This window comes from Pseudomonas sp. PVC-5-1 (assembly GCF_057444345.1).
Genome location: NZ_CM172024.1, coordinates 1,971,960 through 1,994,999, shown reverse-complemented (window position 1 = coordinate 1,994,999; position 23,040 = coordinate 1,971,960). Strand labels below are relative to the sequence as shown.

21 protein-coding genes and 4 tRNA genes are annotated in these 23,040 nt (G+C 62.0%); 5 read left to right on the top strand and 20 right to left on the bottom strand.

The features are described from left to right. Positions 1-3 precede the first annotated feature (3 nt). The 3 genes from AC2T3R_RS09075 to AC2T3R_RS09065 form a co-directional block, all read right to left on the bottom strand. Complete coding sequence (locus AC2T3R_RS09075) at positions 4-312, bottom strand: hypothetical protein (RefSeq protein WP_023661930.1); 309 nt, start codon at positions 310-312, stop codon at positions 4-6. Between the two features lie 223 nt (positions 313-535). Next, positions 536-973: a DoxX family protein gene (locus AC2T3R_RS09070; protein ID WP_015269705.1), complete on the bottom strand. Its 438-nt coding sequence runs from the start codon at positions 971-973 to the stop codon at positions 536-538. 113 nt (positions 974-1,086) lie between these two features. Then, positions 1,087-2,493, bottom strand: a complete 1,407-nt coding sequence (locus AC2T3R_RS09065) for an MltF family protein (RefSeq protein WP_486744957.1) — start codon at positions 2,491-2,493, stop codon at positions 1,087-1,089. 158 nt (positions 2,494-2,651) lie between these two features. Here AC2T3R_RS09065 and AC2T3R_RS09060 point away from each other — a divergent pair, with 158 nt between their 5' ends. The 3 genes from AC2T3R_RS09060 to AC2T3R_RS09050 all read left to right on the top strand — a co-directional run bounded on the left by AC2T3R_RS09060 (position 2,652) and on the right by AC2T3R_RS09050 (position 5,628). Further along, positions 2,652-3,449, top strand: coding sequence for a TatD family hydrolase (locus AC2T3R_RS09060; protein ID WP_015269703.1), 798 nt, complete (start codon positions 2,652-2,654; stop codon positions 3,447-3,449). A 256-nt stretch (positions 3,450-3,705) separates the two neighbouring features. Then, complete coding sequence (locus tag AC2T3R_RS09055) at positions 3,706-5,184, top strand: methyl-accepting chemotaxis protein (protein WP_013971890.1); 1,479 nt, start codon at positions 3,706-3,708, stop codon at positions 5,182-5,184. A gap of 75 nt (positions 5,185-5,259) precedes the next feature. Beyond that, positions 5,260-5,628 (top strand): Mpo1-like protein, encoded by a 369-nt coding sequence (locus tag AC2T3R_RS09050; RefSeq protein ID WP_015269702.1) that lies wholly within the window; start codon positions 5,260-5,262, stop codon positions 5,626-5,628. 168 nt (positions 5,629-5,796) lie between these two features. Here the strand turns inward: AC2T3R_RS09050 and AC2T3R_RS09045 are convergent, their stop codons facing one another. The 3 genes from AC2T3R_RS09045 to AC2T3R_RS09035 all read right to left on the bottom strand — a co-directional run bounded on the left by AC2T3R_RS09045 (position 5,797) and on the right by AC2T3R_RS09035 (position 7,747). Further along, positions 5,797-6,594, bottom strand: coding sequence for an acyl-CoA thioesterase (locus tag AC2T3R_RS09045; RefSeq protein WP_367245255.1), 798 nt, complete (start codon positions 6,592-6,594; stop codon positions 5,797-5,799). 77 nt (positions 6,595-6,671) lie between these two features. After that, positions 6,672-7,451, bottom strand: a complete 780-nt coding sequence (locus AC2T3R_RS09040; protein WP_406833929.1) for a CHAD domain-containing protein — start codon at positions 7,449-7,451, stop codon at positions 6,672-6,674. Positions 7,452-7,468: 17 nt separating this feature from the next. Next, on the bottom strand, positions 7,469-7,747 hold the full coding sequence (locus AC2T3R_RS09035) for a hypothetical protein (RefSeq protein ID WP_003259403.1): 279 nt from the start codon (positions 7,745-7,747) through the stop codon (positions 7,469-7,471). 178 nt (positions 7,748-7,925) lie between these two features. Between AC2T3R_RS09035 and AC2T3R_RS09030 the strand changes: the two genes are divergently transcribed. Continuing rightward, complete coding sequence (locus AC2T3R_RS09030; protein WP_024086621.1) at positions 7,926-8,966, top strand: patatin-like phospholipase family protein; 1,041 nt, start codon at positions 7,926-7,928, stop codon at positions 8,964-8,966. Between the two features lie 177 nt (positions 8,967-9,143). Here the strand turns inward: AC2T3R_RS09030 and AC2T3R_RS09025 are convergent, their stop codons facing one another. The 11 genes from AC2T3R_RS09025 to AC2T3R_RS08975 all read right to left on the bottom strand — a co-directional run bounded on the left by AC2T3R_RS09025 (position 9,144) and on the right by AC2T3R_RS08975 (position 18,859). After that, on the bottom strand, positions 9,144-11,015 hold the full coding sequence (locus tag AC2T3R_RS09025) for a SurA N-terminal domain-containing protein (protein ID WP_015269698.1): 1,872 nt from the start codon (positions 11,013-11,015) through the stop codon (positions 9,144-9,146). 183 nt (positions 11,016-11,198) lie between these two features. After that, the gene (locus tag AC2T3R_RS09020; RefSeq protein WP_003259401.1) at positions 11,199-11,471 is read right to left on the bottom strand and encodes an HU family DNA-binding protein; all 273 of its coding nucleotides are present in this window, start codon (positions 11,469-11,471) and stop codon (positions 11,199-11,201) included. 152 nt (positions 11,472-11,623) lie between these two features. Continuing rightward, positions 11,624-14,020: an endopeptidase La gene (gene lon, locus AC2T3R_RS09015; RefSeq protein WP_015269697.1), complete on the bottom strand. Its 2,397-nt coding sequence runs from the start codon at positions 14,018-14,020 to the stop codon at positions 11,624-11,626. A 163-nt stretch (positions 14,021-14,183) separates the two neighbouring features. Continuing rightward, complete coding sequence (gene clpX, locus AC2T3R_RS09010) at positions 14,184-15,467, bottom strand: ATP-dependent Clp protease ATP-binding subunit ClpX (RefSeq protein WP_013971882.1); 1,284 nt, start codon at positions 15,465-15,467, stop codon at positions 14,184-14,186. Between the two features lie 108 nt (positions 15,468-15,575). Then, positions 15,576-16,217 carry an ATP-dependent Clp endopeptidase proteolytic subunit ClpP gene (clpP, locus tag AC2T3R_RS09005; RefSeq protein ID WP_003259400.1) on the bottom strand — a complete coding sequence of 214 codons (642 nt, stop codon included), beginning with the start codon at positions 16,215-16,217 and terminating at the stop codon, positions 15,576-15,578. Between the two features lie 91 nt (positions 16,218-16,308). Further along, on the bottom strand, positions 16,309-17,622 hold the full coding sequence (gene tig / locus AC2T3R_RS09000) for a trigger factor (RefSeq protein WP_015269696.1): 1,314 nt from the start codon (positions 17,620-17,622) through the stop codon (positions 16,309-16,311). Between the two features lie 247 nt (positions 17,623-17,869). Next, positions 17,870-18,169 carry a DUF6388 family protein gene (locus AC2T3R_RS08995; protein WP_274297956.1) on the bottom strand — a complete coding sequence of 100 codons (300 nt, stop codon included), beginning with the start codon at positions 18,167-18,169 and terminating at the stop codon, positions 17,870-17,872. Positions 18,170-18,407: 238 nt separating this feature from the next. Beyond that, positions 18,408-18,483 (bottom strand) — tRNA-His (locus AC2T3R_RS08990). A 44-nt stretch (positions 18,484-18,527) separates the two neighbouring features. Then, positions 18,528-18,612 (bottom strand) — tRNA-Leu (locus AC2T3R_RS08985). A 52-nt stretch (positions 18,613-18,664) separates the two neighbouring features. Further along, positions 18,665-18,740, bottom strand: a tRNA-His gene (locus AC2T3R_RS08980). A gap of 42 nt (positions 18,741-18,782) precedes the next feature. Beyond that, positions 18,783-18,859 (bottom strand) — tRNA-Arg (locus AC2T3R_RS08975). Between the two features lie 272 nt (positions 18,860-19,131). Here AC2T3R_RS08975 and folD point away from each other — a divergent pair. Then, complete coding sequence (gene folD, locus AC2T3R_RS08970; RefSeq protein ID WP_013971879.1) at positions 19,132-19,986, top strand: bifunctional methylenetetrahydrofolate dehydrogenase/methenyltetrahydrofolate cyclohydrolase FolD; 855 nt, start codon at positions 19,132-19,134, stop codon at positions 19,984-19,986. A gap of 186 nt (positions 19,987-20,172) precedes the next feature. Here the strand turns inward: folD and AC2T3R_RS08965 are convergent, their stop codons facing one another. The 3 genes from AC2T3R_RS08965 to AC2T3R_RS08955 are packed head-to-tail and all read right to left on the bottom strand — an operon-like array spanning position 20,173 to position 23,037. After that, positions 20,173-21,912: an ABC transporter substrate-binding protein gene (locus tag AC2T3R_RS08965; protein WP_486744954.1), complete on the bottom strand. Its 1,740-nt coding sequence runs from the start codon at positions 21,910-21,912 to the stop codon at positions 20,173-20,175. 39 nt (positions 21,913-21,951) lie between these two features. Further along, positions 21,952-22,224: a DUF2160 domain-containing protein gene (locus AC2T3R_RS08960; protein ID WP_013971877.1), complete on the bottom strand. Its 273-nt coding sequence runs from the start codon at positions 22,222-22,224 to the stop codon at positions 21,952-21,954. Positions 22,225-22,236: 12 nt separating this feature from the next. Continuing rightward, positions 22,237-23,037: a carbohydrate ABC transporter permease gene (locus AC2T3R_RS08955; protein ID WP_247847347.1), complete on the bottom strand. Its 801-nt coding sequence runs from the start codon at positions 23,035-23,037 to the stop codon at positions 22,237-22,239. Positions 23,038-23,040 lie beyond the last annotated feature (3 nt).

The window sequence follows — 23,040 nt, the reverse complement described above, 5'->3', positions numbered from 1 at the left end:
TCCTCAGCGGCGGGTAATCAAGCCTTGACGCGCGATACGGGTGAGGTGGCCGATGATATCGGCGGCCTCGTCCGGCGCCGGGGCCTGGATCACGGCCAGGTCGAAACGGTCATTGCCATACTGCGCGAGGTGGCAGCCGGTATCGGCGAACTGGATCAGAAAGGCACGCGCCTGGCCCTTGCGCCTGGACAGGCCTTCAAGGTGACGCAAAAGAGTGGGTTGATGCTGGCCGCCGAGCAGGATGCGCGGTGTGCGGGACGCCTGGCTGGCAGGCAAGGGGCTCAAACAGACACTGGTACGTGGGCAACTCATGGAGCTTCTCTCCGCCTCGCGAATCCCGCTGGGCAGCGGTGGGAGGCGTCACCGAACCAGCGCTTTAGCGGTATTTCGGATGACCCGGAGAGGGGCTTTCCTGCGCCCCGCAAGTAGCTGTTTAAATCGGCGCAGACGGTATGCTAGAGCTACAAGCGGCAAGATACAAGCCTCAAGCCGAAAGTGATCGGCCTGAGGCTTGTATCTTGGCATTTGCGGTGTATCAGCGGGCGATCAGGCGGTCCAGCGAGAAGCGGCCAGCGCCTTCGATCAGCACCGCGACGGTGCCAGCCAGCAGGGCCAGGCCGAACTCATAGCCGTTGTTGGACATGAACAGGCCGTTGCCGATGTGCACCGAGAGGATCGCCACCACCAGGGTCACCGCCAGCACCAGGGCCGCCGGGCGGGCCAGCAGGCCGATCACCAGGGCCAGGCCGCCGAAGAACTCGGCACTACCAGACAACAGGGCCATCAGGTAACCCGGGGCCAGGCCGATGCTCTCCATCCACTGGCCGGTGCCTTCCAGGCCATAGCCGCCGAACATGCCGAACAGTTTCTGCGCACCATGCGCAATGAAGATGATGCCGACCAGGATACGGATGACGCTCAGGCCAGCGCCGGCGCGGGTGGAGAACAGAGCGTTGAGGGTAGCGTTGTTCATGTCGAAGACTCCTTGAAGCGGGAAAGTTGTGTTGGGATGGGCGCCATCATAATCGATTCGATAGATATGAAAATCGCAAAAAACCCAACATAACAATCGACAATATCGATTTGTCAGCGTTTAGCCACACGCTCCAGCGCGGCACGCTCCCGGTTGAACGCTACAAAGTACTTGTTGACGCTATTGACGAAGTTGACTGGCCCCATGCCCACCTGCTCCATGGCGATGCGTTCGGTCTGGAAAAACCACTGGTCGCCATTCAGCCCGCGCCGGCGCGCTTCCGCGCGCATGGCCTGGACGCGCTCGGGGCCCAGGTTGTAGGCCGCCAGCACGAAGGCCATGCGCTCGCGCTCGTTGATCTTGGCGCTGGCAAAGAACTTGCGCCGGATCAGTGCCAGGTAACGGGCGCTGGCCTGGACATTGCCATCCACCGTGGCGGTGTTGCTCACCCCCACGCGCTGCGCCGCCGAAGGGGTGATCTGCATCAGGCCATGGGCCCCTCCGGTGCCGCGCGCTGCCGGGTTGAGCGTCGACTCCTTGAAGGCCAGCGCGGCCAGGTTGAGCCAGTCGATCTGCTGCGCCTCACCGTGTTTCTGCAGCACCGCCCGCAGTGCGGTCAGGCGCTGGCGATTCTTGCTGGCCAAGGGGTCGTGCACCCGGTACTGACGGCGGTAGATGCGCTCGAACGCGGCGTCCTGGTTGTCCGGCGCGCGGTAGCCCTGCAGAAAACGATCGACCGTGGCCTGCAACTGCGGCGCATCGGGCCTCACATACCAACGCATGGCTTGCGGCGCCCCCATTTTCACGCGGCTGTCCAGGCGCAGGCGCGGCATCACCCGGGCCCAGCGCCGGGCGATCGGCTGCTCGACCACGGTCAGGTGATAGATGCCGGCCTGGACCATTTCCAGCACATCCTCCACCGCCAAGGTCGAGTCGACCCACTCCACCTTGATCGGCGCGCGCTTGCGCAGCGCCAGTTGCTGGTTGACCTGCTGGATCAACGGGCCGGCGGCACTGGCGCTGGTCAGGGCCACGGTACGCCCGGACAACTGCTCGACATGGCTGAAGCTGCGTTCGCCCTTGCGCCCCACCAGCAGCAGCGGCACCTGGTCGAGCACCGGCGCGCTGCTGCTGACCCCGCGCACTACGGCGGGGTCGAGCAGTTCGCCTGGCGCGGCCAGGTCACCCTCGCCACGGGCCAGGGCGCCCAGCAACTGCTCCTTGGCCCGCGGGATCAGCTTGAGCTGGATCTCCTGGCCGTCGGCGGCGCGGGCATTGAGGTAATGCTCCAGGGCACGCAAGCGATAGTATTCGATGCCGACCGGCTCGCCCTTGACCTCACCGGAGCTGTTGCGGCTCTGGTTGACCAGCACCCGCAGCACCTGGCTGGTGCGAATCTGTTGCAGGTCACGGACCTTGGCCGGCGCGATGTTCTGCTGCGGTCCCGGCACGCGCGCGTGGGCAGGCCCGGTCAAAGTCAGCCCAAGCATCAGCAGGAAAATGAGCCAGCATCGCTGCATGCGAAAACGTGTCCGTGGTCGGTGAGCGGCATCCATGGGGTTGCACCGCCAAGAGAGAAATGACGGCAAAAGACCACGGCAACAGCATGAAGTTCTTGGTTTTTTCAGAAAAACACGGTTTTTGCTATGCTGGCCGCCCCGCGGCACGAGATAGCACCATGCAACTGATCGATATCGGCGTCAACCTGACCAATAGCAGTTTCCACGACCAGCAGGCGGCAATCGTCGAGCGCGCCCTTGAGGCCGGGGTCACGCAGATGGTGCTGACGGGCACCAGCCTGGCGGTCAGCGAACAGGCGCTGGAGCTGTGCCAGCAACTGGATGCGAGCGGCGCGCACCTGTTCGCCACGGCAGGCGTACACCCTCATGATGCCAAAACCTGGGATGCCGGCAGCGAGCGCCAGTTGCGCCAGCTGTTGAGTGAACCACGTGTACGCGCCGTGGGTGAATGCGGCCTGGACTTCAACCGCGACTTCTCCCCTCGCCCGCTGCAGGAAAAAGCCCTGGAGGCACAGCTGGCACTGGCTGCCGAGCTGCGTCTGCCGGTGTTCCTGCACGAACGCGACGCCAGCGAACGCCTGCTGGCGATCCTAAAGGATTACCGCGACCACCTGACCGGCGCAGTGGTGCACTGCTTTACCGGCGAGCGCGACGCGCTGTTCGCCTACCTGGACATGGACCTGCACATCGGTATTACCGGCTGGATCTGCGACGAACGCCGTGGCACCCATCTGCATCCGCTGGTGGGCAACATTGCCGAGGGGCGGCTGATGCTGGAGAGCGATGCGCCTTACCTGCTGCCGCGCAGCCTGCGGCCCAAGCCGAAGAACGGGCGCAACGAACCAGCGTTCCTGCCAGAGGTGTTGCGTGAAGTGGCCTTGCACCGGGGTGAGTCGACCGAACACACGGCGGCACATACCACGGCAACGGCGCGGGCGTTTTTCCAACTCCCCTGAACCCGACGCGTTCTCCTGTAGGAGCGGCCTTGTGTCGCGAAAGGGCCGCAACGCGGCCCCGGCAATCTATCCGCTGAAGCTGAAAACCTGGGGGCGCTTCGCACCCCTATCGCGACACAAGGCCGCTCCTACAAAAGCGCGGCAGAACTTGCGGCGGAATTTTCTTGATACACATCAAGAAAGGCCCTGGCTTGCGCAGGCACAATGATGGCACCTTGCCAATATTGTTCCCGCTCAACTCAGAGAAGACCTGCCCATGGGTGCCTGGCTTAGCAATGTTTCCCTGAAGTACAAGTTCTGGGCCGTCAACGCAGTGGCCTTTGTCACGACCTTGCTGCTGGTGCTCTATGCCGTGCACCTGGAGCAACGCGCCCGCGCCGAGGCCGCGCAGGCCCAGGCGGCCGCGCAGGCGCAACTGCTTGCCGCCTGGCCGGCCGGCCAGCCGCTACCCCGCCCGGCCAATGTCATCAGCTGGTCGCCCGGGCAAACGCCCACCTTCGCGGGCGAACCCCTGGAGGCCCTGCGCAATGCCCAAGGCTGGGTCGAACTGCCTGCCGCCCGGCTCTTGGGCAACAACCCGCTACAGGGCGCGCAGGTACTGCGCAACGGTGATCAGCAAATGGCCGTGCTGGCCCAGTCGCCAAGCCTGCGCCAGGTGTTCTTCGACCGATTCAGCAACTACGCGGTATGCGTACTGATCCTGATGCTGGCCATGCTCGGCGCCTCGCAGTTGCTGATCCGCTTCCTGCTCAGCCAGCTCAACACCCTCAAGGATGTGATGCTGCACGTGGAAAAGACTGGCGACCTGTCGGCCCGCGTGCCGTTGGCCTGTGGTGATGAGGTCGGCCAGATGGCCGGGGCCTTCAATGCCATGCAGGCGACCTACCACCGCGTGGTCAGTACTGTCGCCCACACCGCTGCGCAACTGGACTCCGGTGCCGCGCGCCTGGCCGCGAGCATGAGCGACGTGCGCCACGGCATGCTCGGCCAGCAGAGCGAGACCGACCAGGCCGCTACTGCCATCAACGAAATGTCGGCAACGGTGCACCACATCGCCCAGCATGCCGGCGCCACCCGTGACCTGTCACAAACAGCCGACGCCCTGGCCGGTAGCGGCCAGGAGGTGGTCAGCCGGGTACAGGACTCGATCTCCGGGCTGTCCAGCGGCGTGCAGCAAACTGCCGAGATGATTCGTCAACTGGCCGAAGACAGTCAGAAGATCAATGGCGTGGTCAGTGTGATCCACAGCATCGCCGAGCAGACCAACCTGCTGGCGCTCAATGCCGCCATCGAAGCAGCGCGCGCCGGCGACCTGGGCCGCGGCTTTGCCGTGGTGGCCGATGAAGTGCGCAACCTGGCCAAGCGCGTGCAAAACTCCACCGACGAGATCACCACCATGGTCTCGGCCCTGCAGTCGGGCACCCGGGATGCAGTGGAGTTCATGCAGGAGAGCTCGTACAAGGCCGACGACTGCGTCCGCCAGGCCCAGGAGGCCGGCGAAGCACTGGCCGAGATTACCGGTGCCGTGGCGCAGATGCGCGAAAGCAACACCCAGATTGCCGTGGCAGCCGAGCAGCAAAGCCAGGTGGCCGAGGAAATGAACCGCGCCGTGGTGAGTATCCGCGATGTCACCGAACAGACCGTGCAACAGACCGTGGGCTCGGCAACCACCAGCAGCGAACTGGCAACCTTGGCCGGTGAACTGAACAAGGCCATTGGCCAGCTCAAGCTATAGTCACCATAGCCAGCCTCGATTGGCCCCCGCCTGGGGGGCGCACTAAGCTTTGGGCATGACCGAGAGGAAATGCCCATGAGCAAACGCCTGCCCAACCTGCCCGCCTGGCAATGGCGCGGCTACCACCACAATCACCGCCACCCGGCCAACCTGGTGCTGCACCTGATCGCCGTGCCTTTGTTCATCCTTGGCACGTTGCTGATTCTGTCCGGCCTGTTCGGCCTGGACCTGGGCCAGATTGCCGTTGGCATCATTGCGCTGATCGCCGGCCTGGGCCTTCAACGCCAGGGCCACCGACTGGAAGCCGAGCAACCCGAACCCTTCGCCAACCGCAAGGATGCCGTGCAACGCCTGCTGACCGAGCAGTTCATCACCTTTCCGCGCTTCTTGCTGAGCGGGGCCTGGTGGAAGGCCTGGCGGGAACGACACAAGCATCGCCATTGATGCTCCAATCACGCGCAATCTTTTGTAGGAGCGGCCTTGTGTCGCGAAAGGGCTGCGCAGCAGCCCCGGATTTACGCCTTCGCCGCGAAGATTGCCGGGGCCGCTTTGCGGCCCTTTCGCGACACAAGGCCGCTCCTACAGGAAAGCGTGCAGGCCTGCAGGTATCTGCTAGGCAAACACGGTAACCGTCTGCCGGCTCAAGGCCAGCAACTCGCCCTGCGCCGTCCTCAACGCAGCGGCAGCGTGCCCGTAACCATCCCGCGCATGCTCGGTTTCCACGCAATAACGGCACCAGTCCAGGGTCGATAGCTGCGCCGTGGGCTGCATGAATTCTATGGTCCAGGTCAACGTACTGCCGGCAGCCGGCTGTTTGAGAAACGGCATCAGGCTTGGCGGCCAGGCATCGACCAGCGCCAGCAGGTGCGCCTCGTTGACCGGTTCTTCGGCCACCCCGCGCAAACGTACCCAACCGCCCATTTGCCGCGACTGATTGCCACTGAACGGCAATCCACCCACCGCCCAGCGCAAGGCCACATGCTGCATGAACTCCGGAGTAACGCCTTTGATATGGGGTAGCTCGGGAGCTGCATCGTCGAGCGCTTTCATTTCCTCGGCCGGCAAGGCTGGCACATCGACCACCGACGGCCGCCCTGCACCGAAATTGCCCTGCACCAGCGTCACTACCTGGCCGTCTTGAACGGCACGGCCCAGCAAGGTGCTGACAGCCTTGCCTTCACGCAGCACCTCTACATCGAAGCGGATTGGCACATCGGCCGCGGCTGGCGCCACAAAGCTGATGGCCAACGAACGCACGGGGCGGTCATCGGAGATTTTCTGGCGCATGGCTTCATACACCATGGCCGCCATCAGCCCGCCAAAGGCGGCGCGCCCCTGGGCCCAGCTTGGCGGGATACATACAGCTTCGGGGTTGACCCGCACGGCGTCGAGCAGTTGGTTGAAATTCATTGGCCGGCTCCTGCCTGCTGCGAATAAGGTCTGCCCATCCTAGCCAGCAAACCCATGCCGATCAGCCCGCATTTCGGTCATTTTTCGGGCTTTCGCCGCGCCAACGCCTGCTGCAGTGCATCCAGCGTCGCATCCGAATGGCGCTCGGCCTCGTGCAATTCCTGCTCCCAGGCGACCTTGCACGGCGCCAGGTCGGCATGCTCGCGCGCCTGCAGCAGCCATTGCAGGCGATCATGCCAGTCACCCAAATCGCCCTGGGCCTGCTTCAGCAAGCGCCGCAACTGCTTGCCCGCATGGTCGAGCTGCGGATAGGCCTCATCGCCATAGCGCGCACGCTTGATCAGCAAACGCAAGCGGTGGCGGTCGTGGGCCGGGTCCTGCAGCGCCTGGTACAACTTGCGCCACTGCTTGACCAGGCGTTTGTCGATGCGCTTTTCCAGCGCCTTGACCAGGCCCTCGCGACCGGCTGCACGCATGAACAGCGGAAACGCGTCGACAATCGCCAGCACCCGCGTCAGCTCGGGGCTGGCGGCAACACTGGCGAATGTCCTGGCACGCCCTTCCAGGCGCCGCTGCCCGGCCTCGGCAAAACCATGCCCGATCAGTTCGGCCGCCAGCACCTCACGGTCGCGCAACGGCGTGGTAAGGGTACCCAACGACCTGGCGGCCTCCTCCAGCTGCTCCACCCCCGGCAGCCCACGCAGCGGCCGCAGCAGGCTGCGCAGGCGCCGCAGGGTGGTGCGCAGGTCATGCAAGGCCTCGCTGTCGGTATCGGCAGCCAGGCGCTCGCGGCAGGCCAGCAGGCGCACCTGCAAGGCCACTATCTGGGCAACCACGTGATCGAGCATGGCAGACATTGAAAGACGCTCCTTGGTCAGCGCCCGGCGCGAGACTCACGAATGTAGAAACGGGCCTTTTCGGCTTTTCTGGTACAGCTTTCATAACCTTCGAACTGCTGTTGGGTCTTGGCACCGGTCAGCAGCGACAAGGCCTTGGAGTAGCTCACGGCACCGGCAAAGCCTTCGGCCTTGGCCAGGTCCAGCTCCTTCCAGGCGGCATCCAGTTGGGTTGCGCAACTCTCGCGGTAGGCCGTCTTGCCCGCGCAGCCAGCAAGGGCCAAGGCGATCAGTGGAAGGCAGATCCAGGCTTTCATCGGTAATACCTCAATGGAAAAAACATTGGCTGTTCGACGCCCCGGCAGCTGAAAAGTGCCCTGCCCAGCCAGCTTGGCCCAGCCAGTTTTATTACAGTAGCTCAGCACGATGCACATTGAAGCACAGGTGGCGATGGGTGCATTGTAGGACCATGGTTGCACTGGCCGGGGAATGTTCATGAGCAAACGCGTGGCACTGGTACTGGGATCGGGTGGAGCCCGGGGGTATGCACACATCGGCGTGATCGAGGAAATCGAGCGCCGCGGCTACGACATTGCCTGTATCGCCGGCTGCTCGATGGGTGCGGTAATCGGCGGCATCTACGCCGCGGGCAAGCTGGAAGACTACCGCAACTGGATCGAGAGCCTCGACTACCTGGATGTGTTGCGCCTGGTCGATGTCAGCTTTCGCCTCGGCGCAATTCGCGGCGACAAGGTGTTCGGGCAAATCCGCAAGATCGTCGGCGAGATCAACATCGAGCAATTGCGCATCCCCTACACCGCGGTTGCAGCCGACCTCACCAACCAGCAGGAAATCTGGTTCCAGGAGGGCTGCCTGCACCAGGCCATGCGCGCCTCGGCAGCCATCCCCAGCCTGTTCACCCCGGTGATGCAAGGCAACCGCATGCTGGTCGACGGCGGCATCCTCAACCCGCTGCCGATCGTGCCGGTGGTGTCCAGCCACTGCGACCTGATCATCGCGGTCAACCTCAATGCCACCAACCAGAAGCAGTACCAGCTACCGGTGATCGAACGCCCAGCGGCGTTCAAGATGCGCTTCGATGCGCTACTCAGTTCGCTGGGTTCGCGCTTGCCGTTCCGGCGCAAGCCGGCGGAGGAGCTGATACGTATCGAGCAGGAAATCGTCGCCGAAGGGCTGGCGCCGCCTAACCCGTGGCTGGCCGATGCCGCCAACCCGGAAGGCCAGCAACCGGCGGCGGCGCCGGAGCGCGAAGGCGCGCCGAAGTCGGCGACCGGCTCGTTCATCATCGACAACGTGGGGCCCGCTTCGCTGCTGGACTTGATCAACCAGAGCTTCGAGGTCATGCAGACGTCGTTGGCGCAGTACAAGATCGCCGGCTATCCGCCGGATGTACTGATCAACGTGCCCAAACGGGTATGCCGGTTTTTCGAGTTCTACAAGGCGCCGGAGCTGATTGCCCTGGGGCGGGAGATTGCGCGGGATACGCTGGATATCCATGAAGGGGTGAAACGCTAGACCCTGCGCTGCTGGTGCCGGCCTCTTCGCGGGTAAACCCGCTCCCACAGGTTCACCACAGTACTTGAAACCTGTGTTGGACCTGTGGGAGCGGGTTTACCCGCGAAGAGGCCGACACAGACAACAGAAACGAAACAGGCCGCACTGGGCGGCCTGTTCGTTCATGCATCCATCACCTTAGTAGCGGGTGATGTCCGCCTTGGCTTCCAGCTGCTTGCGGTATGCCGCGAAGTCCTGCTGGCCAGCACGCGATGCGAGGTAGCGGCGGATCTGCTGCTTCTCTTCGTCGGTGGCAGCAGCGCCTTCGTTGACACCCTTGAGCTGCAGTACCACCAGGCTACCGTCACGCAGCACGACGCTGCCATAAACCGGCTTGTCCTTGGCCTGTGGCTTGCCCAGGCGGAACAGCGCCTGCAGCTCGGCCGGGTCGATACCGTCCTCGCCGCGGGTAACTGCTTCATAGGCCTTCCAGCCCTGCCCTTCGTGCACACTGCCCGCTGCGATGGAACCGTCACGCAGGCCGGCAATCAGCTTGTCCGCCTTGGCCTTGAGCTCGGCAGTTGCCTTCTCCTTGGCCAGGTGCTCGCTGATGTTCTTGGCCACGGCTTCCAGCGGCAGCTGCTCAGGCTTGCGGTGCTCCTTGACGCGCAGCACCACGGTGGTTTCCGGGTCGAGCTCGATGGCGGTGCTGTTGGCACCCTCCTCCAGCACTTCTTCGGAGAATGCGGCCTGCACGACCGAACGGTTGGCAGTGATGCCTTCGCCACCCTCGCGGCCGAACGCTGCGGAGGTTTGCACCTTCAGGTTCAGGTCCTGGGCCGGCTGGGCCAGGTCGGAAGCCTCGTAGGCAGCATCCTGCAGCTGCTTACTGGCATCTACGTAACGCTGCTCGACCAGCGGGATCTTCAGGTCACGGGTCAGCTTGTCCTTCAGGCTGGCGAAGCTCGGCACTTCCGGCGCCTGCACGCCCAGCAGCTTGATAAGGTGGTAGCCGAACTCGGTGCGAACCGGCGCCGAGACCTGACCGTCCTGCAGCTTGTACAGCGCATCCTCGAACGCCGGGTCGTAAACGCCCGGGCCGGCGAAGCCAAGGTCACCGCCGCTATTGGCCGAACCCGGGTCCTGGGAGAACTCCTTGGCCAGCGCGGCAAAGTCTTCGCCCTTGGCCAGGCGCTGCTCGATCTCTTCGGCGCGGGCCTTGGCCTGGGCGTCGGTGACCTTGTCGTTGACCTCGATGAGGATGTGCGCGGCATGGCGCTGCTCGGCGAGGTTGGCGATTTCCTTCTCGTACTGGGCCTTGAGCTCTTCGTCGGTCACCTTGACCTGATCGAAGAACGCCGACTTCTTCAGCTCGATGTAGTCGATCACCACCTGGTCTGGCGACATGAACTCCTTGGCGTGCTGGTCGTAGTGCGCCTTGATCTCTTCATCGCTGACCTTGACCGCGGCCGGGTCGGCCTTGAAGGTCAGGGAAGCGAAGTCACGGGTCTGCTTCTCGAGGCGGGCAAAGGCATCGACCTGCTGGTCGGTCACGAAGCTGCTGCCGGCCAGGCCGGTGCGCAGCTGGCCGATGAGCATTTCCTCGGCAAGCATGTCGCGGAACTGCATGCGGCCATAGCCCATCTGGCGAATGACCTGGTCAAAACGGTCGGCACTGAACTTGCCGTCCACCTGAAACTCCGGCGTCTGCAGGATCACCTGGTCCAGTGCGGCCTCGGAGAAGGCGAATTTGGCATCTTCGGCGCCTTGCAGCAGCAGCTTGCGGCTGATCAGCCCCTTCAGTGCCTCTTCGCGCAGCAATTTGTCATCCAGCAGCGCCGGGTCGAAATCCTTGCCCAACTGTTGCATCAGCTGACGGCGCTGCATGTCGGCCGCCTGGCTCAGCTCGTTCTGGCTGATGGTCTGGCCGTTCACCTTGGCGGCGTCCTGGCTATGGGTGGCGGCCTGGAAAATGGCTTCGAAGCCGGTCAACGCCATCAACACGACGATAAGGCCGATGATGGTCTTGGCAATCCAACCTTGTGAATTGTCCCTGATATTTTGCAGCATGCGTCCCCCAGAAACGGCTGTACCACTGCGTCGACAACCGCGGAGCGTGGGTAGAAACCTGATAAAAGAAAGGCGCATCCGAGGATGCGCCTTTTCTTAGCAAACGTGTCAGGCGGGAACGTTTGCGCCCCGCCATCACCGTGCTCGGACCTGGCCAGGCCGGGTCCGGCTGAAAGAGACGACTTAGTTGACGGCGTCTTTCAGGCCTTTGCCAGCCTTGAAGCCTGGAACCTTGGCGGCAGCGATCTTGATCGCGTTACCGGTTTGCGGGTTGCGGCCGGTGCGCTCTGCACGCTCCTTGACCGAGAAGGTACCGAAGCCAACCAGTACCACATCGTCACCTTGCTTCAGGGCGCCGGTGACGGATTCGATGACTGCGTCCAGCGCACGGCCGGCTACAGCTTTCGGGATGTCAGCAGATGCGGCGATAGCGTCAATCAGTTCCGACTTGTTCACTCTAAGTCCCCTTATTTCTCTATTGAGTTTGTTTCTAAGTATGTAATGAAAAGCTTATGAAACCTGCGCTGGGTGGCCTGATGACAATAGCGTGCCGCTTTATAGCAAGGCCCCGAAAAAACTGTCAAGGAAAGCCCCCCAGCCAAAAACTACTAGTGCGTGCTAATTCTTTCCTTAGCATCGCCGTCGCGCTTTTCATCTTTCGCGACAATCTCCGGAGCCACATCTGGCAAGGGCTCCGGGGCGTATTGCAGCGCAATTTGCAGGACTTCGTCAATCCATTTGACTGGTTTGATCTGCAGATCCTGTTTGATATTTTCCGGAATCTCCTTCAGATCGCGAACATTCTCCTCGGGAATGATCACCGTCTTGATCCCGCCACGGTGTGCCGCCAGCAGTTTTTCCTTCAACCCGCCAATGGCCAGCACCTGGCCACGCAGGGTGATTTCACCGGTCATGGCCACATCGGCACGTACCGGAATCTGCGTCAGCGCCGACACCAGCGCGGTGCACATGCCGATACCGGCACTTGGGCCATCCTTCGGCGTGGCGCCTTCAGGCATGTGGATATGCACGTCGTGCTTCTCGTGGAAGTCGGCGGCGATACCCAGGCTGCGGGCACGGCTGCGCACCACGGTCTGCGCGGCGGTGATCGACTCGACCATGACGTCGCCCAGCGAGCCGGTCTTGATCAGCTGGCCCTTGCCGGGAATGACCACGGCTTCGATGGTCAGCAGTTCGCCGCCCACCTGGGTCCAGGCCAGGCCGGTAACCTGGCCGATCTGGTCCTGCTGCTCGGCCAGGCCGTAGCGGAACTTGCGCACGCCGAGCAGGTGCTCCAGCTGCTCGCTGGCTACCTTGACCTTGACCTGCTTCTGCCCGGTATGTTCCTTGACCACCTTGCGGCAGACTTTGGCGATTTGCCGCTCCAGGCCGCGCACACCGGCTTCGCGGGTGTAGAAGCGGATGATGTCGCGGATCGCCGAGACATCGACCTCCAGCTCGTCCTTCTTCAAGCCGTTGGCCTTGACCTGCTTGGGCACCAGGTACTTGACCGCGATGTTGATCTTCTCGTCCTCGGTGTAGCCCGGCAGGCGGATGACTTCCATCCGGTCGAGCAGCGCCGGCGGGATGTTCATCGAGTTCGAGGTGCACAGGAACATCACGTCCGAGAGGTCGTAGTCGACCTCCAGGTAGTGGTCGTTGAAGTTGTGGTTCTGCTCCGGGTCGAGCACTTCGAGCAGTGCCGAGGCCGGGTCGCCACGCATGTCGCTGCCCATCTTGTCGATTTCGTCCAGCAGGAACAGCGGGTTGCGCACCCCCACCTTGGTCATCTTCTGGATCAGGCGGCCAGGCATGGAACCGATGTAGGTACGGCGGTGACCACGGATCTCAGCCTCGTCACGCACACCACCCAGGGCCATGCGCACGAACTTGCGGTTGGTGGCAGCGGCGATCGACTCGGCCAGCGAGGTCTTGCCGACGCCGGGTGGGCCGACCAGGCACAGTACCGGCCCGCGGATCTTCTTGACGCGCTTTTGCACGGCAAGGTACTCGAGGATGCGTTCCTTGACCTCTTCCAGGCCGTAGTGGTCGGCATCGAGGATTTCCTCGGCCTTGGCCAGGTCCAGACGCACCTTGCTCTGGGCCTTCCACGGCACCTGCACCAGCCAGTCGAGATAGGAACGGACCACAGTGGCCTCGGCCGACATCGGCGACATCTGCTTGAGCTTGTTCAGCTCGGCCTGGGCCTTGGCCAGTGCATCCTTGGGCAGGCCAGCGGCTTCGATGCGCTTTTTCAGCTCTTCGACTTCGTTGTGGCCTTCGTCGCCATCACCGAGTTCCTTCTGAATGGCCTTCATCTGCTCATTCAGGTAGTACTCGCGCTGGCTGCGCTCCATCTGCTTCTTGACCCGACCGCGAATGCGCTTTTCGACCTGCAGCAGGTCGATTTCGGCATCCAGCAGCGCCAGTACGTGCTCGACACGGGTCGGCAGGTCGACGATTTCGAGAATTTCCTGTTTCTGCTCGATCTTCAGGGCCATGTGTGCGGCCATGGTGTCGACCAGGCGCCCTGGCTCTTCGATGCTGTTCAGCGACGACAGCACTTCGGCTGGGACTTTCTTGCCCAGTTGCACGTATTGCTCGAACTGCGACAGCAGCGTGCGCACGAACACTTCCGACTCGCGCTCGGCGGCGTCGACTTCGTCGATCAGGGAAACTTCGGCACGGATGTGCCCTTCTACTTCGCTGAAACGCTCCACGGCGCCGCGTTGCTCGCCCTCGACCAGCACCTTGACGGTACCATCGGGCAGTTTCAGCAATTGCAGCACGGTGGCAACGGTACCGACGCGGTACAGGGCGTCTTCGCCCGGATCATCGTCGGCCGGGTTTTTCTGGGCCAGCAGAAGAATCTGCTTTTCGCCCGTCATCGCCGCCTCAAGGGCTTCGATGGACTTTTCGCGCCCCACGAACAGCGGGATGACCATGTGCGGGTAAACAACGACATCGCGCAATGGCAAAAGAGGCAAGTCGAGGGTGGTCTTCATGATTTCGCCTCTACAGCGGCCTTATGGCCGGAAACCGGTGGAAATGATGCTTGGACCTAATGTGGGGGCAGGCTTGGGAAATTACAAGCGCTAGCGCAGGAAAAGCAGAAAGGGGCCCGTAGGCCCCTTCTTGCTTGCAACCGTCAACCAGCCATTGCCTGGATCAGGCGTCCGGCGCGGCCTTGGCTTGCGGCTCGCTGTTTTCGTAGATCATCAGCGGCTGCGAAGTGCCATCGATGACGCTCTCGTCGATCACCACCTTGCTGACATCCTTCTTCGAAGGAATCTCGTACATGGTGTCGAGCAAAACGCCTTCGAGGATCGAACGCAGGCCACGGGCGCCGGTCTTGCGCTCCAGGGCCTTGCGCGCCACGGCCTTGAGCGCATCGCTGCGGAACTCGAGGTCGACGTTTTCCATCTCGAACAGCTTGGCATACTGCTTGGTCAGGGCGTTCTTCGGCTCGGTGAGGATCTGCATCAGCGCGGCCTCGTCCAGCTCGTCGAGGGTTGCCAGCACCGGCAGGCGGCCGACGAATTCCGGGATCAGGCCAAACTTGACCAGATCGTCTGGCTCGACCTCACGCAGGGACTCGCCAACCTTCTTGCCCTCTTCCTTGCTGCGTACTTCGGCGCCAAAACCGATGCCACCCTTGGTGGAGCGGTTCTGGATGACCTTTTCCAGGCCCGAGAAGGCACCACCGCAGATGAACAGGATGTTGCGGGTATCGACCTGCAGGAATTCCTGTTGCGGGTGTTTGCGGCCGCCTTGCGGCGGAACCGAGGCCACGGTGCCTTCGATCAGCTTCAGCAGTGCCTGCTGCACGCCCTCGCCCGATACGTCACGGGTGATGGACGGGTTGTCCGACTTGCGCGAAATCTTGTCGATCTCGTCGATGTAGACGATGCCCATCTGGGCCTTTTCCACGTCGTAGTCGCACTTCTGCAACAGCTTCTGGATGATGTTCTCGACGTCCTCACCCACGTAACCGGCTTCGGTCAGGGTGGTGGCGTCAGCAATGGTGAACGGTACGTTCAACAGGCGTGCAAGGGTTTCGGCGAGCAGGGTCTTGCCCGAGCCGGTTGGCCCGATGAGCAGGATGTTGCTCTTGCCGAGTTCGACTTCGTCACCCTTCTTGTCACGCTGGTTCAGGCGCTTGTAGTGGTTGTACACCGCTACGGCAAGCACCTTCTTCGCGCGTTCCTGACCAATGACGTACTGGTCCAGGATACCGCTGATTTCTTTCGGCGAAGGCAATTTGTGCGCGCTGCTCTCGGCCTGGGCTTCCTGCACCTCCTCACGGATGATGTCGTTGCACAGGTCGACGCACTCGTCGCAGATAAATACCGAGGGCCCGGCAATCAGTTTGCGCACTTCGTGCTGGCTTTTGCCGCAGAAGGAGCAATAAAGCAATTTGCCGCTGTCCTCGCCGTTACGGGTGTCAGTCATTCGATCGATCCAATCCGGTAGGCTTGCAACACAAGATGAAGGCAATTGCGGGCTTTTTCAAGTCCGCAGGTAGGCGCTTTCCGCGCCTACCTGCTCTGGCACCCCGGTTCAGGAGGCCAGTTGCCGCTTGTCGTAGACCGAGTCGATCAGGCCGTACTCGGCCGCGCGCGAGGCGCTCATGAAGTTGTCACGTTCAGTGTCGCGCTTGATGGTCTCGAGATCCTGGCCGGTGTGGTAGGCCAGCAGCTCGTTCAGGCGGGCCTTGATATTGAGGATTTCCTGGGCGTGGATCTCGATATCGGTGGCCTGACCCTGGAAGCCGCCCAGCGGCTGGTGGATCATCACGCGCGAGTTAGGCAGGCAGTGACGCTTGCCCTTGGCACCAGCAGCCAGCAGGAAGGCGCCCATGCTGCAGGCCTGGCCGATGCAGATGGTCGAGACGTCCGGCTTGATGAACTGCATGGTGTCGTAGATCGACATGCCGGCGGTGACGGAACCGCCCGGCGAGTTGATGTACAGATGGATATCCTTGTCCGGGTTTTCCGCTTCAAGGAACAGCAGTTGCGCAACGACGAGGTTGGCCATGTAGTCCTCTACCGGGCCAACCAGGAAGATCACACGCTCCTTCAACAGGCGCGAGTAGATGTCGTAAGCGCGTTCGCCACGGGCGGACTGCTCGATAACCATCGGGACCAGACCGCCTGCGGCCTGGATGTCAGAGCTCTGCTGAATATAAGAATTGCGGGACATGTCCTGCGCTCACTCCCAAATAGTCATGGCTTGAATACGCACAAGCCAGCTCGAAGGCTGGCTTGTGGGGGTTTCCTACGAGAGAAGCCTGTTACTCAGCGGCGGCTGGAGCCTGTGCTGGTTTAACGGCATCTTCGTACGAGACCGACTTGTCGGTCACAGTCGCTTTCTGCAGAACAGTATCTACAACTTGTTCTTCCAGCACAACCGAACGGACTTCGTTCAGTTGCTGGTCGTTCTTGTAGTACCAGGCGATGACCTGCTCAGGCTCTTGGTAAGCCGAAGCCATTTCTTCGATCATTTCGCGAACCTTGCCTTCGTCCGGCTTCAGCTCGAACTGCTTGACCACTTCGGCCACGATCAGGCCCAGGACCACACGGCGCTTGGCTTGTTCTTCGAACAGCTCGGCCGGCAGTTGCTCAGGCTTGATGTTGCCACCGAACTGCTGAACAGCCTGCACGCGCAGACGGTTGACTTCGTTTTCCAGCAGGGCTTTCGGCACTTCGATCGGGTTGGCAGCCAGCAGACCGTCCATGACCTGGTTCTTCACCTTGGCCTTGATGGCCTGGCGCAGTTCACGCTCCATGTTCTTGCGAACTTCGGTGCGGAAGCCTTCCAGGGTCGATTCCTTGATGCCGAACTGGGCGAAGAACTCTTCGTTCAGCTCTGGCAGCACAGGAGCGGCAACGCTGTTGACGGTGATGGTGAACTCGGCGGCTTTGCCAGCCAGGTCCAGGTTCTGGTAGTCCTCTGGGAAGGTCACGTTCACAACGCGCTCTTCGCCAGCCTTGGCGCCAACCAGGCCGTCTTCGAAGCCTGGGATCATGCGGCCGGAGCCCAGTACCAGCTGGGTGCCCTTGGCCGAACCACCGGCGAACACTTCACCGTCGACCTTGCCGACGAAGTCGATGTTGACCTGGTCGTCGTTCTGCGCGGCGCGCTCGACGGCCTCGAAGCGGGTGTTCTGCTTGCGCAGCACTTCCAGCATGTTGTCCAGGTCGGCATCAGCCACTTCGGCGCTCAGGCGCTCGACGCTGATCGACTCGAGGCCGCCAACGGTGAACTCCGGGAACACTTCGAAGATGGCGACGAACTCCAGGTCCTTGCCCTTTTCGAAGGACTTCGGCTCTACCGCTGGGGCGCCAGCCGGGTTCAGCTTCTGCTCGACGATGGCTTCGTAGAAGGAAGCCTGGACGAGGTCACCGAACGCCTCTTGACGGGCATCGGCTTCGAAACGCTGACGAATCACGCTCATCGGCACTTTGCCTGGGCGGAAGCCGGCAACCTTGGCGCGCTTGGCAGTCTGTTGCAGACGCTTGTTGACTTCGTTCTCGACGCGCTCGGCCGGAACGGCGATGGTCATGCGACGCTCGAGAGCGGAAGTGTTTTCAACAGAAACTTGCATGGATATTCCTCGTTGCACAGACGTTAGCCGGCGTTAGCCCGACTCCAGAATCAAGGGCAAGCATTCTAGTGAGTCGCGCAGCAGAAGTCACCCCACTCGGGACGACGGGAAACCACGCCGGTCGATTAACTTTCACGGCCCGCACGACATAGCGCCGGGCCTGCTTCAATGGGGCCGCACGAAGCCACCAGGCGACCTGCAGCCGAAATACCTTGTCAAACAACTGCCACCAACGAATTCGCTTCCTTTATTCAGGTTCGATTTCGTTGAACTGGCAGTACTCCTCCCACTCCATCCCCAGCGCCTCGGCTACCTCACGGTGCGTCTCCAGGCGCATGGCCTGCAGTTGCTCGGGGGTTTCGGCGATCAGTTGCAGGGCCAACTCCCAAGGCTGGATACCCTGCTCCTCGGCCGCATCCTCGAACGCCCACTCGATCTGCTGGGCCTGCTCGCGCGCATCCAGCTCACGGATCTCTTCGAGCAGCTGCGGGTTGGCCTCGGCAAAGCGCTGTAGCGCCAGTGCCTGACGGGCTTCTTTTGCGATCATCGGGTTGTTCCTCTGCCGGCCAAATGGGCCGGCGTTTCAACCGGCTGAAATCTAACAGCTTTTATTGGGGCGTCACCAGAGGATTGCAAGGGCCGGGATGCGATTTGACCGAGAGGTGATTCGCCATGAAATTGTCAGCGCCGCTCGATCTCACAGGCGCCAGAACCTTCAAACCATACACACAGAGCAAAAACAAAAAGGCGCCCGATCTCACGATCAAGGCGCCTTCGAAGAAATATGGGGTGGACGATGGGAATCGAACCCACGACAACTGGAATCACAATCCAGCGCTCTACCAACTGAGCTACGCCCACCATATTGCGGTCTTGCGATGTTGCGGTACAACCTTACAGAAGCATGGTGCGGACGAAGAGACTCGAACTCTTACAGCTTGCGCCGCTGGAACCTAAATCCAGTGTGTCTACCAATTTCACCACGTCCGCGTAACGCTTAAAACAAAGGCGCCAGATGCTATCGAGGCGCCTTTGAAGAATATGGGGTGGACGATGGGAATCGAACCCACGACAACTGGAATCACAATCCAGCGCTCTACCAACTGAGCTACGCCCACCATATTGCATTACAGCCTACTTGCTTGCCAAAGCTGCCTAAATGGCGCACCCGGCAGGACTCGAACCTGCGACCATCCGCTTAGAAGGCGGATGCTCTATCCAGCTGAGCTACGGGCGCTTAAGCTTGAAGCCTAACCGAACGAGACCTTTAACAGGCAACTGCTAAACCACTCATTCTGCCCGACTTCGCCAACCAGTGCTAGGCTGTGCCCGACAAGTGCGGCGAATCTTATAGGCGAGCCTGAAAGTCGTCAACACCTTTCTCAAAAAAATTTAAATTATTTAAGGGCTTAGGGGATTTGCCCGACCACCCGCCTTTGCCCTTGGCCCATGTCGTGCGAGAATGCGCCCTCTTTAATTGTTTCCTTCTCGATGGTTAATCACGCGTCTATGACTGCACACCTAATCGATGGCAAGGCGATCGCCGCCAGCCTGCGCCAGCAGATCGCTCAACGTGTCGTGGAGCGTCGCCAGCAAGGCCTGCGTACGCCGGGCCTGGCGGTGATCCTGGTCGGCACCGACCCCGCCTCCCAAGTCTATGTCTCGCACAAGCGCAAGGACTGCGAAGAGGTCGGCTTCATTTCGCAGGCGTTCGACCTGCCCAGCGAAACCACGCAGCAGGCCCTGACCGAGCTGATCGACCGCCTCAATGACGATCCGGCCGTCGACGGTATCCTGCTGCAGTTGCCGCTGCCGGCGCACCTGGACGCCTCGCTGCTGCTCGAGCGCATCCGCCCGGACAAGGACGTGGATGGCTTCCACCCGTACAACATCGGTCGTCTGGCCCAGCGCATCCCGCTGCTGCGCCCGTGCACACCGAAGGGCATCATGACCCTGCTGGAAAGCACCGGCCAGGACCTGTACGGCATGAACGCGGTCATCGTCGGCGCGTCCAACATCGTTGGTCGCCCGATGGCCATGGAGCTGCTGCTGGCCGGCTGCACCGTGACCGTCTGCCACCGCTTCACCAAGGACCTCGCCGGCCATGTCGGCCGCGCCGACCTGGTGGTAGTGGCCGCCGGCAAGCCTGGCCTGGTCAAGGGTGAATGGATCAAGGAAGGTGCCATCGTTATCGACGTGGGCATCAACCGCCAGGAAGACGGCAAGCTGGTCGGCGACGTGGTCTACGAGACCGCCCTGCCGCGCGCCGGCTGGATCACGCCGGTGCCGGGCGGCGTCGGGCCGATGACCCGCGCATGCCTGCTGGAGAACACGCTGTATGCGGCGGAAGAGCTGCACAAGTAATACCGCGTGATATGAAAACGGCACCTCTGGCAGGTGCCGTTTTTTTTGCCCGCAAAATATGCACTGGGTTTACCGGCCTCTTCGCGGGCTTGCCCGCTCCCACAGGTACTGCGCCGCTCTCAAGACGCGCGGGGTACCTGTGGGAGCGGGCAAGCCCGCGAAGAGGCCGGCGCGGTATTCAGCCGGTCACTTCCTGGCCGCCTCCCACGACTTCAGCAGTTCGTTGTAGCTGACTGTCTCGCCCTTGGGTTTTTCGTTGGCCAGTTTCGGTTTCGGCGCCCCAGGCTGGTCGAACCAGTATTGGGCATCCTTCTCCGGGTTCAGCTTCGGTGCGCAGGTGGCCTGGGCGTTGGACCGCTGCAAGCGCTCCATCATCCGGTCCTGGTCGCGGGCCAGGCCGTCCAGCGCTTCCTGCGGGGTCTTCTCGCCACTGGCCACTTCGGCGATGTGGCTCCACCACAACTGCGCCAACCGCGGGTAGTCCGGCACGTTGGTGCCGGTCGGTGTCCACTGTACCCGCGCCGGGCTGCGGTAGAACTCCACCAGCCCGCCCAACTTGGGCGCCAGCTCGGTCATGGCCTGGGAGTTGATGTCCGATTCGCGAATCGGCGTGAGGCCGACGATGGTCTTTTTCAGCGACACGGTCTTGGAGGTGACGAACTGGGCGTACAGCCACGCAGCCAGGCGTTGCTTCTCGGGGGTGGACTTGAAGAAGGTCCACGAACCGGTGTCCTGGTAGCCCAGCTTCATCCCCTCCTCCCAGTACGGCCCCTTCGGTGAAGGCGCCATGCGCCACTTCGGTGTGCCGTCGGCATTCACCACCGGCAGACCGGGCTTGGTCATGTCGGCGGTAAACGCGGTGTACCAGAAGATCTGCTGGGCGATGTTGCCCTGGGCCGGCACCGGGCCGGCTTCGGAGAAGGTCATGCCCTGGGCTTCCTTGGGCGCATAGGCACGCATCCAGTCCACGTATTTCTGCGTGGCATACACGGCAGCCGGGCCGTTGGTGTCGCCGCCACGGGTCACGCTGGACCCCACCGGGTGGCAGTCCTCCACGCGAATGCCCCATTCGTCCACCGGCAGACCATTGGGCAAACCTTTGTCGCCGCCACCCGCCATGGAGAACCAGGCATCGGTGAAGCGCCAGCCCAGTGACGGGTCTTTCTTGCCGTAGTCCATGTGGCCATAGACGCGTTTACCGTCGATTTCCTTGACGTCTTCGGTAAAGAACCTGGCAATGTCCTCGTAGGCTGACCAGTTCACCGGCACACCAAGTTCGTAGCCGTATTTTTCCTTGAACCTGGCCTTCAGTTCGGGCCGCTCGAACCAGTCGGCACGGAACCAGTAGAGGTTGGCGAACTGCTGGTCCGGCAGTTGGTAGACCTTGCCATCCGGCGCGGTGGTGAAGGAAATGCCGATGAAGTCCTTCAGGTCCAGGGTCGGCGAGGTGTAGTCCTTGCCTTCGTTGGCCATCAGGTCGGTGATCGATTCCACCTTGCCGTAGCGAAAGTGCGTACCGATCAGGTCGGAGTCGTTGACCCAACCGTCATAGATGTTCTTGTCCGACTGCATCTGTGTCTGCAGCTTTTCCACCACGTCGCCTTCCTGCAGCAGGTCGTGGGTCAGCTGTATGCCGGTGATCTCGCTGAAGGCCTTGGCCAGCACCTTGGACTCGTATTCATGGGTGGTGATGGTTTCCGACACCACGTTGATCTTCATGCCACGGAACGGTTCGGCAGCCTTGATGAACCACTTCAACTCGGCCAACTGCTGTTCAGGGGCAAGGGTCGAAGGCTTGAACTCACTGCCGAGCCACTTCCTTGCCGCATCCTCGTACTGGTCGGCCCAGGCTGTGCCCTGCACGCTGGCCAGTACCAGCAACGCGGCCAGGGTCAAATGTCGCCTGTTGTACTTGTTGTCGAACATTGTGATCTCCCGTTTCAGTTATCCCACAGGGCCGCTCGCTCAGCCCCAGCGCAGCACCACCACCAGCCACGCCAGCGACAGCAGCGAGGCCACCCACAATGGCCACTCGCTGACGCCAACCACCAGCAAATGCAGGTAGGCGCTGGCCAGCAGGCCGATGAACAAACGGTCGCCACGGCTGGTGACCAGCGGCAGGAAGCCGCGTCGCTCCACGCAGGGGCGGCGCAGTTCGAGCAGGGTCATGCCCAGCAGCAGCACGCCGACGGCGGCGAAGAACAGCGCCGTCGGCAAGGTCCAGGCCATCCACTCCATGCCTTGCCCTCCTCACACCCGGCCCAGGGCGAAGCCCTTGGCCACATGGTTGCGCACGAACCAGATCACCAGCATGCCCGGCAAGATGGTCAGTACCCCCGCCGCCGCCAGTACCCCCCAATCTATGCCCGAGGCAGACACGGTACGGGTCATCACCGCGGCGATCGGCTTGGCATTCACCGAGGTGAGGGTGCGCGCCAGCAGCAGTTCGACCCAGGAGAACATGAAACAGAAAAACGCCGTCACGCCGATGCCGGAGCCAATCAGCGGAATGAAGATCTTCATGAAGAAGCGTGGGAAGCTGTAGCCGTCGATATAGGCCGTTTCGTCGATCTCCTTCGGCACACCAGACATGAACCCCTCGAGGATCCACACTGCCAGCGGCACGTTGAACAGGCAGTGGGCCAGGGCCACGGCGATATGGGTATCGAACAGGCCGATCGACGAATACAGCTGGAAGAACGGCAGCAGGAACACCGCCGGTGGCGCCATGCGGTTGGTCAGCAGCCAGAAGAACAGGTGCCGGTCACCGAGGAAGCGGTAACGCGAGAAGGCATATGCCGCTGGCAGCGCCACCAGCAGCGAAATCAGCGTGTTCAGGCACACGTAGTACAGCGAATTGATGTAGCCGCTGTACCAGCTGGCATCGGTGAAGATCACCCGGTAGTTGTCGAGGGTGAACGCCTGTGGCCACAGGGTCAGGCCGCCGAGTATCTCGGTGTTGCTCTTGAACGACATGTTCAGCAGCCAGTAGATCGGCACCAGCAGGAAGAAGAAGTACAGCAGCAGGGCCAGCGATTTGCGCGTGCTCATGGC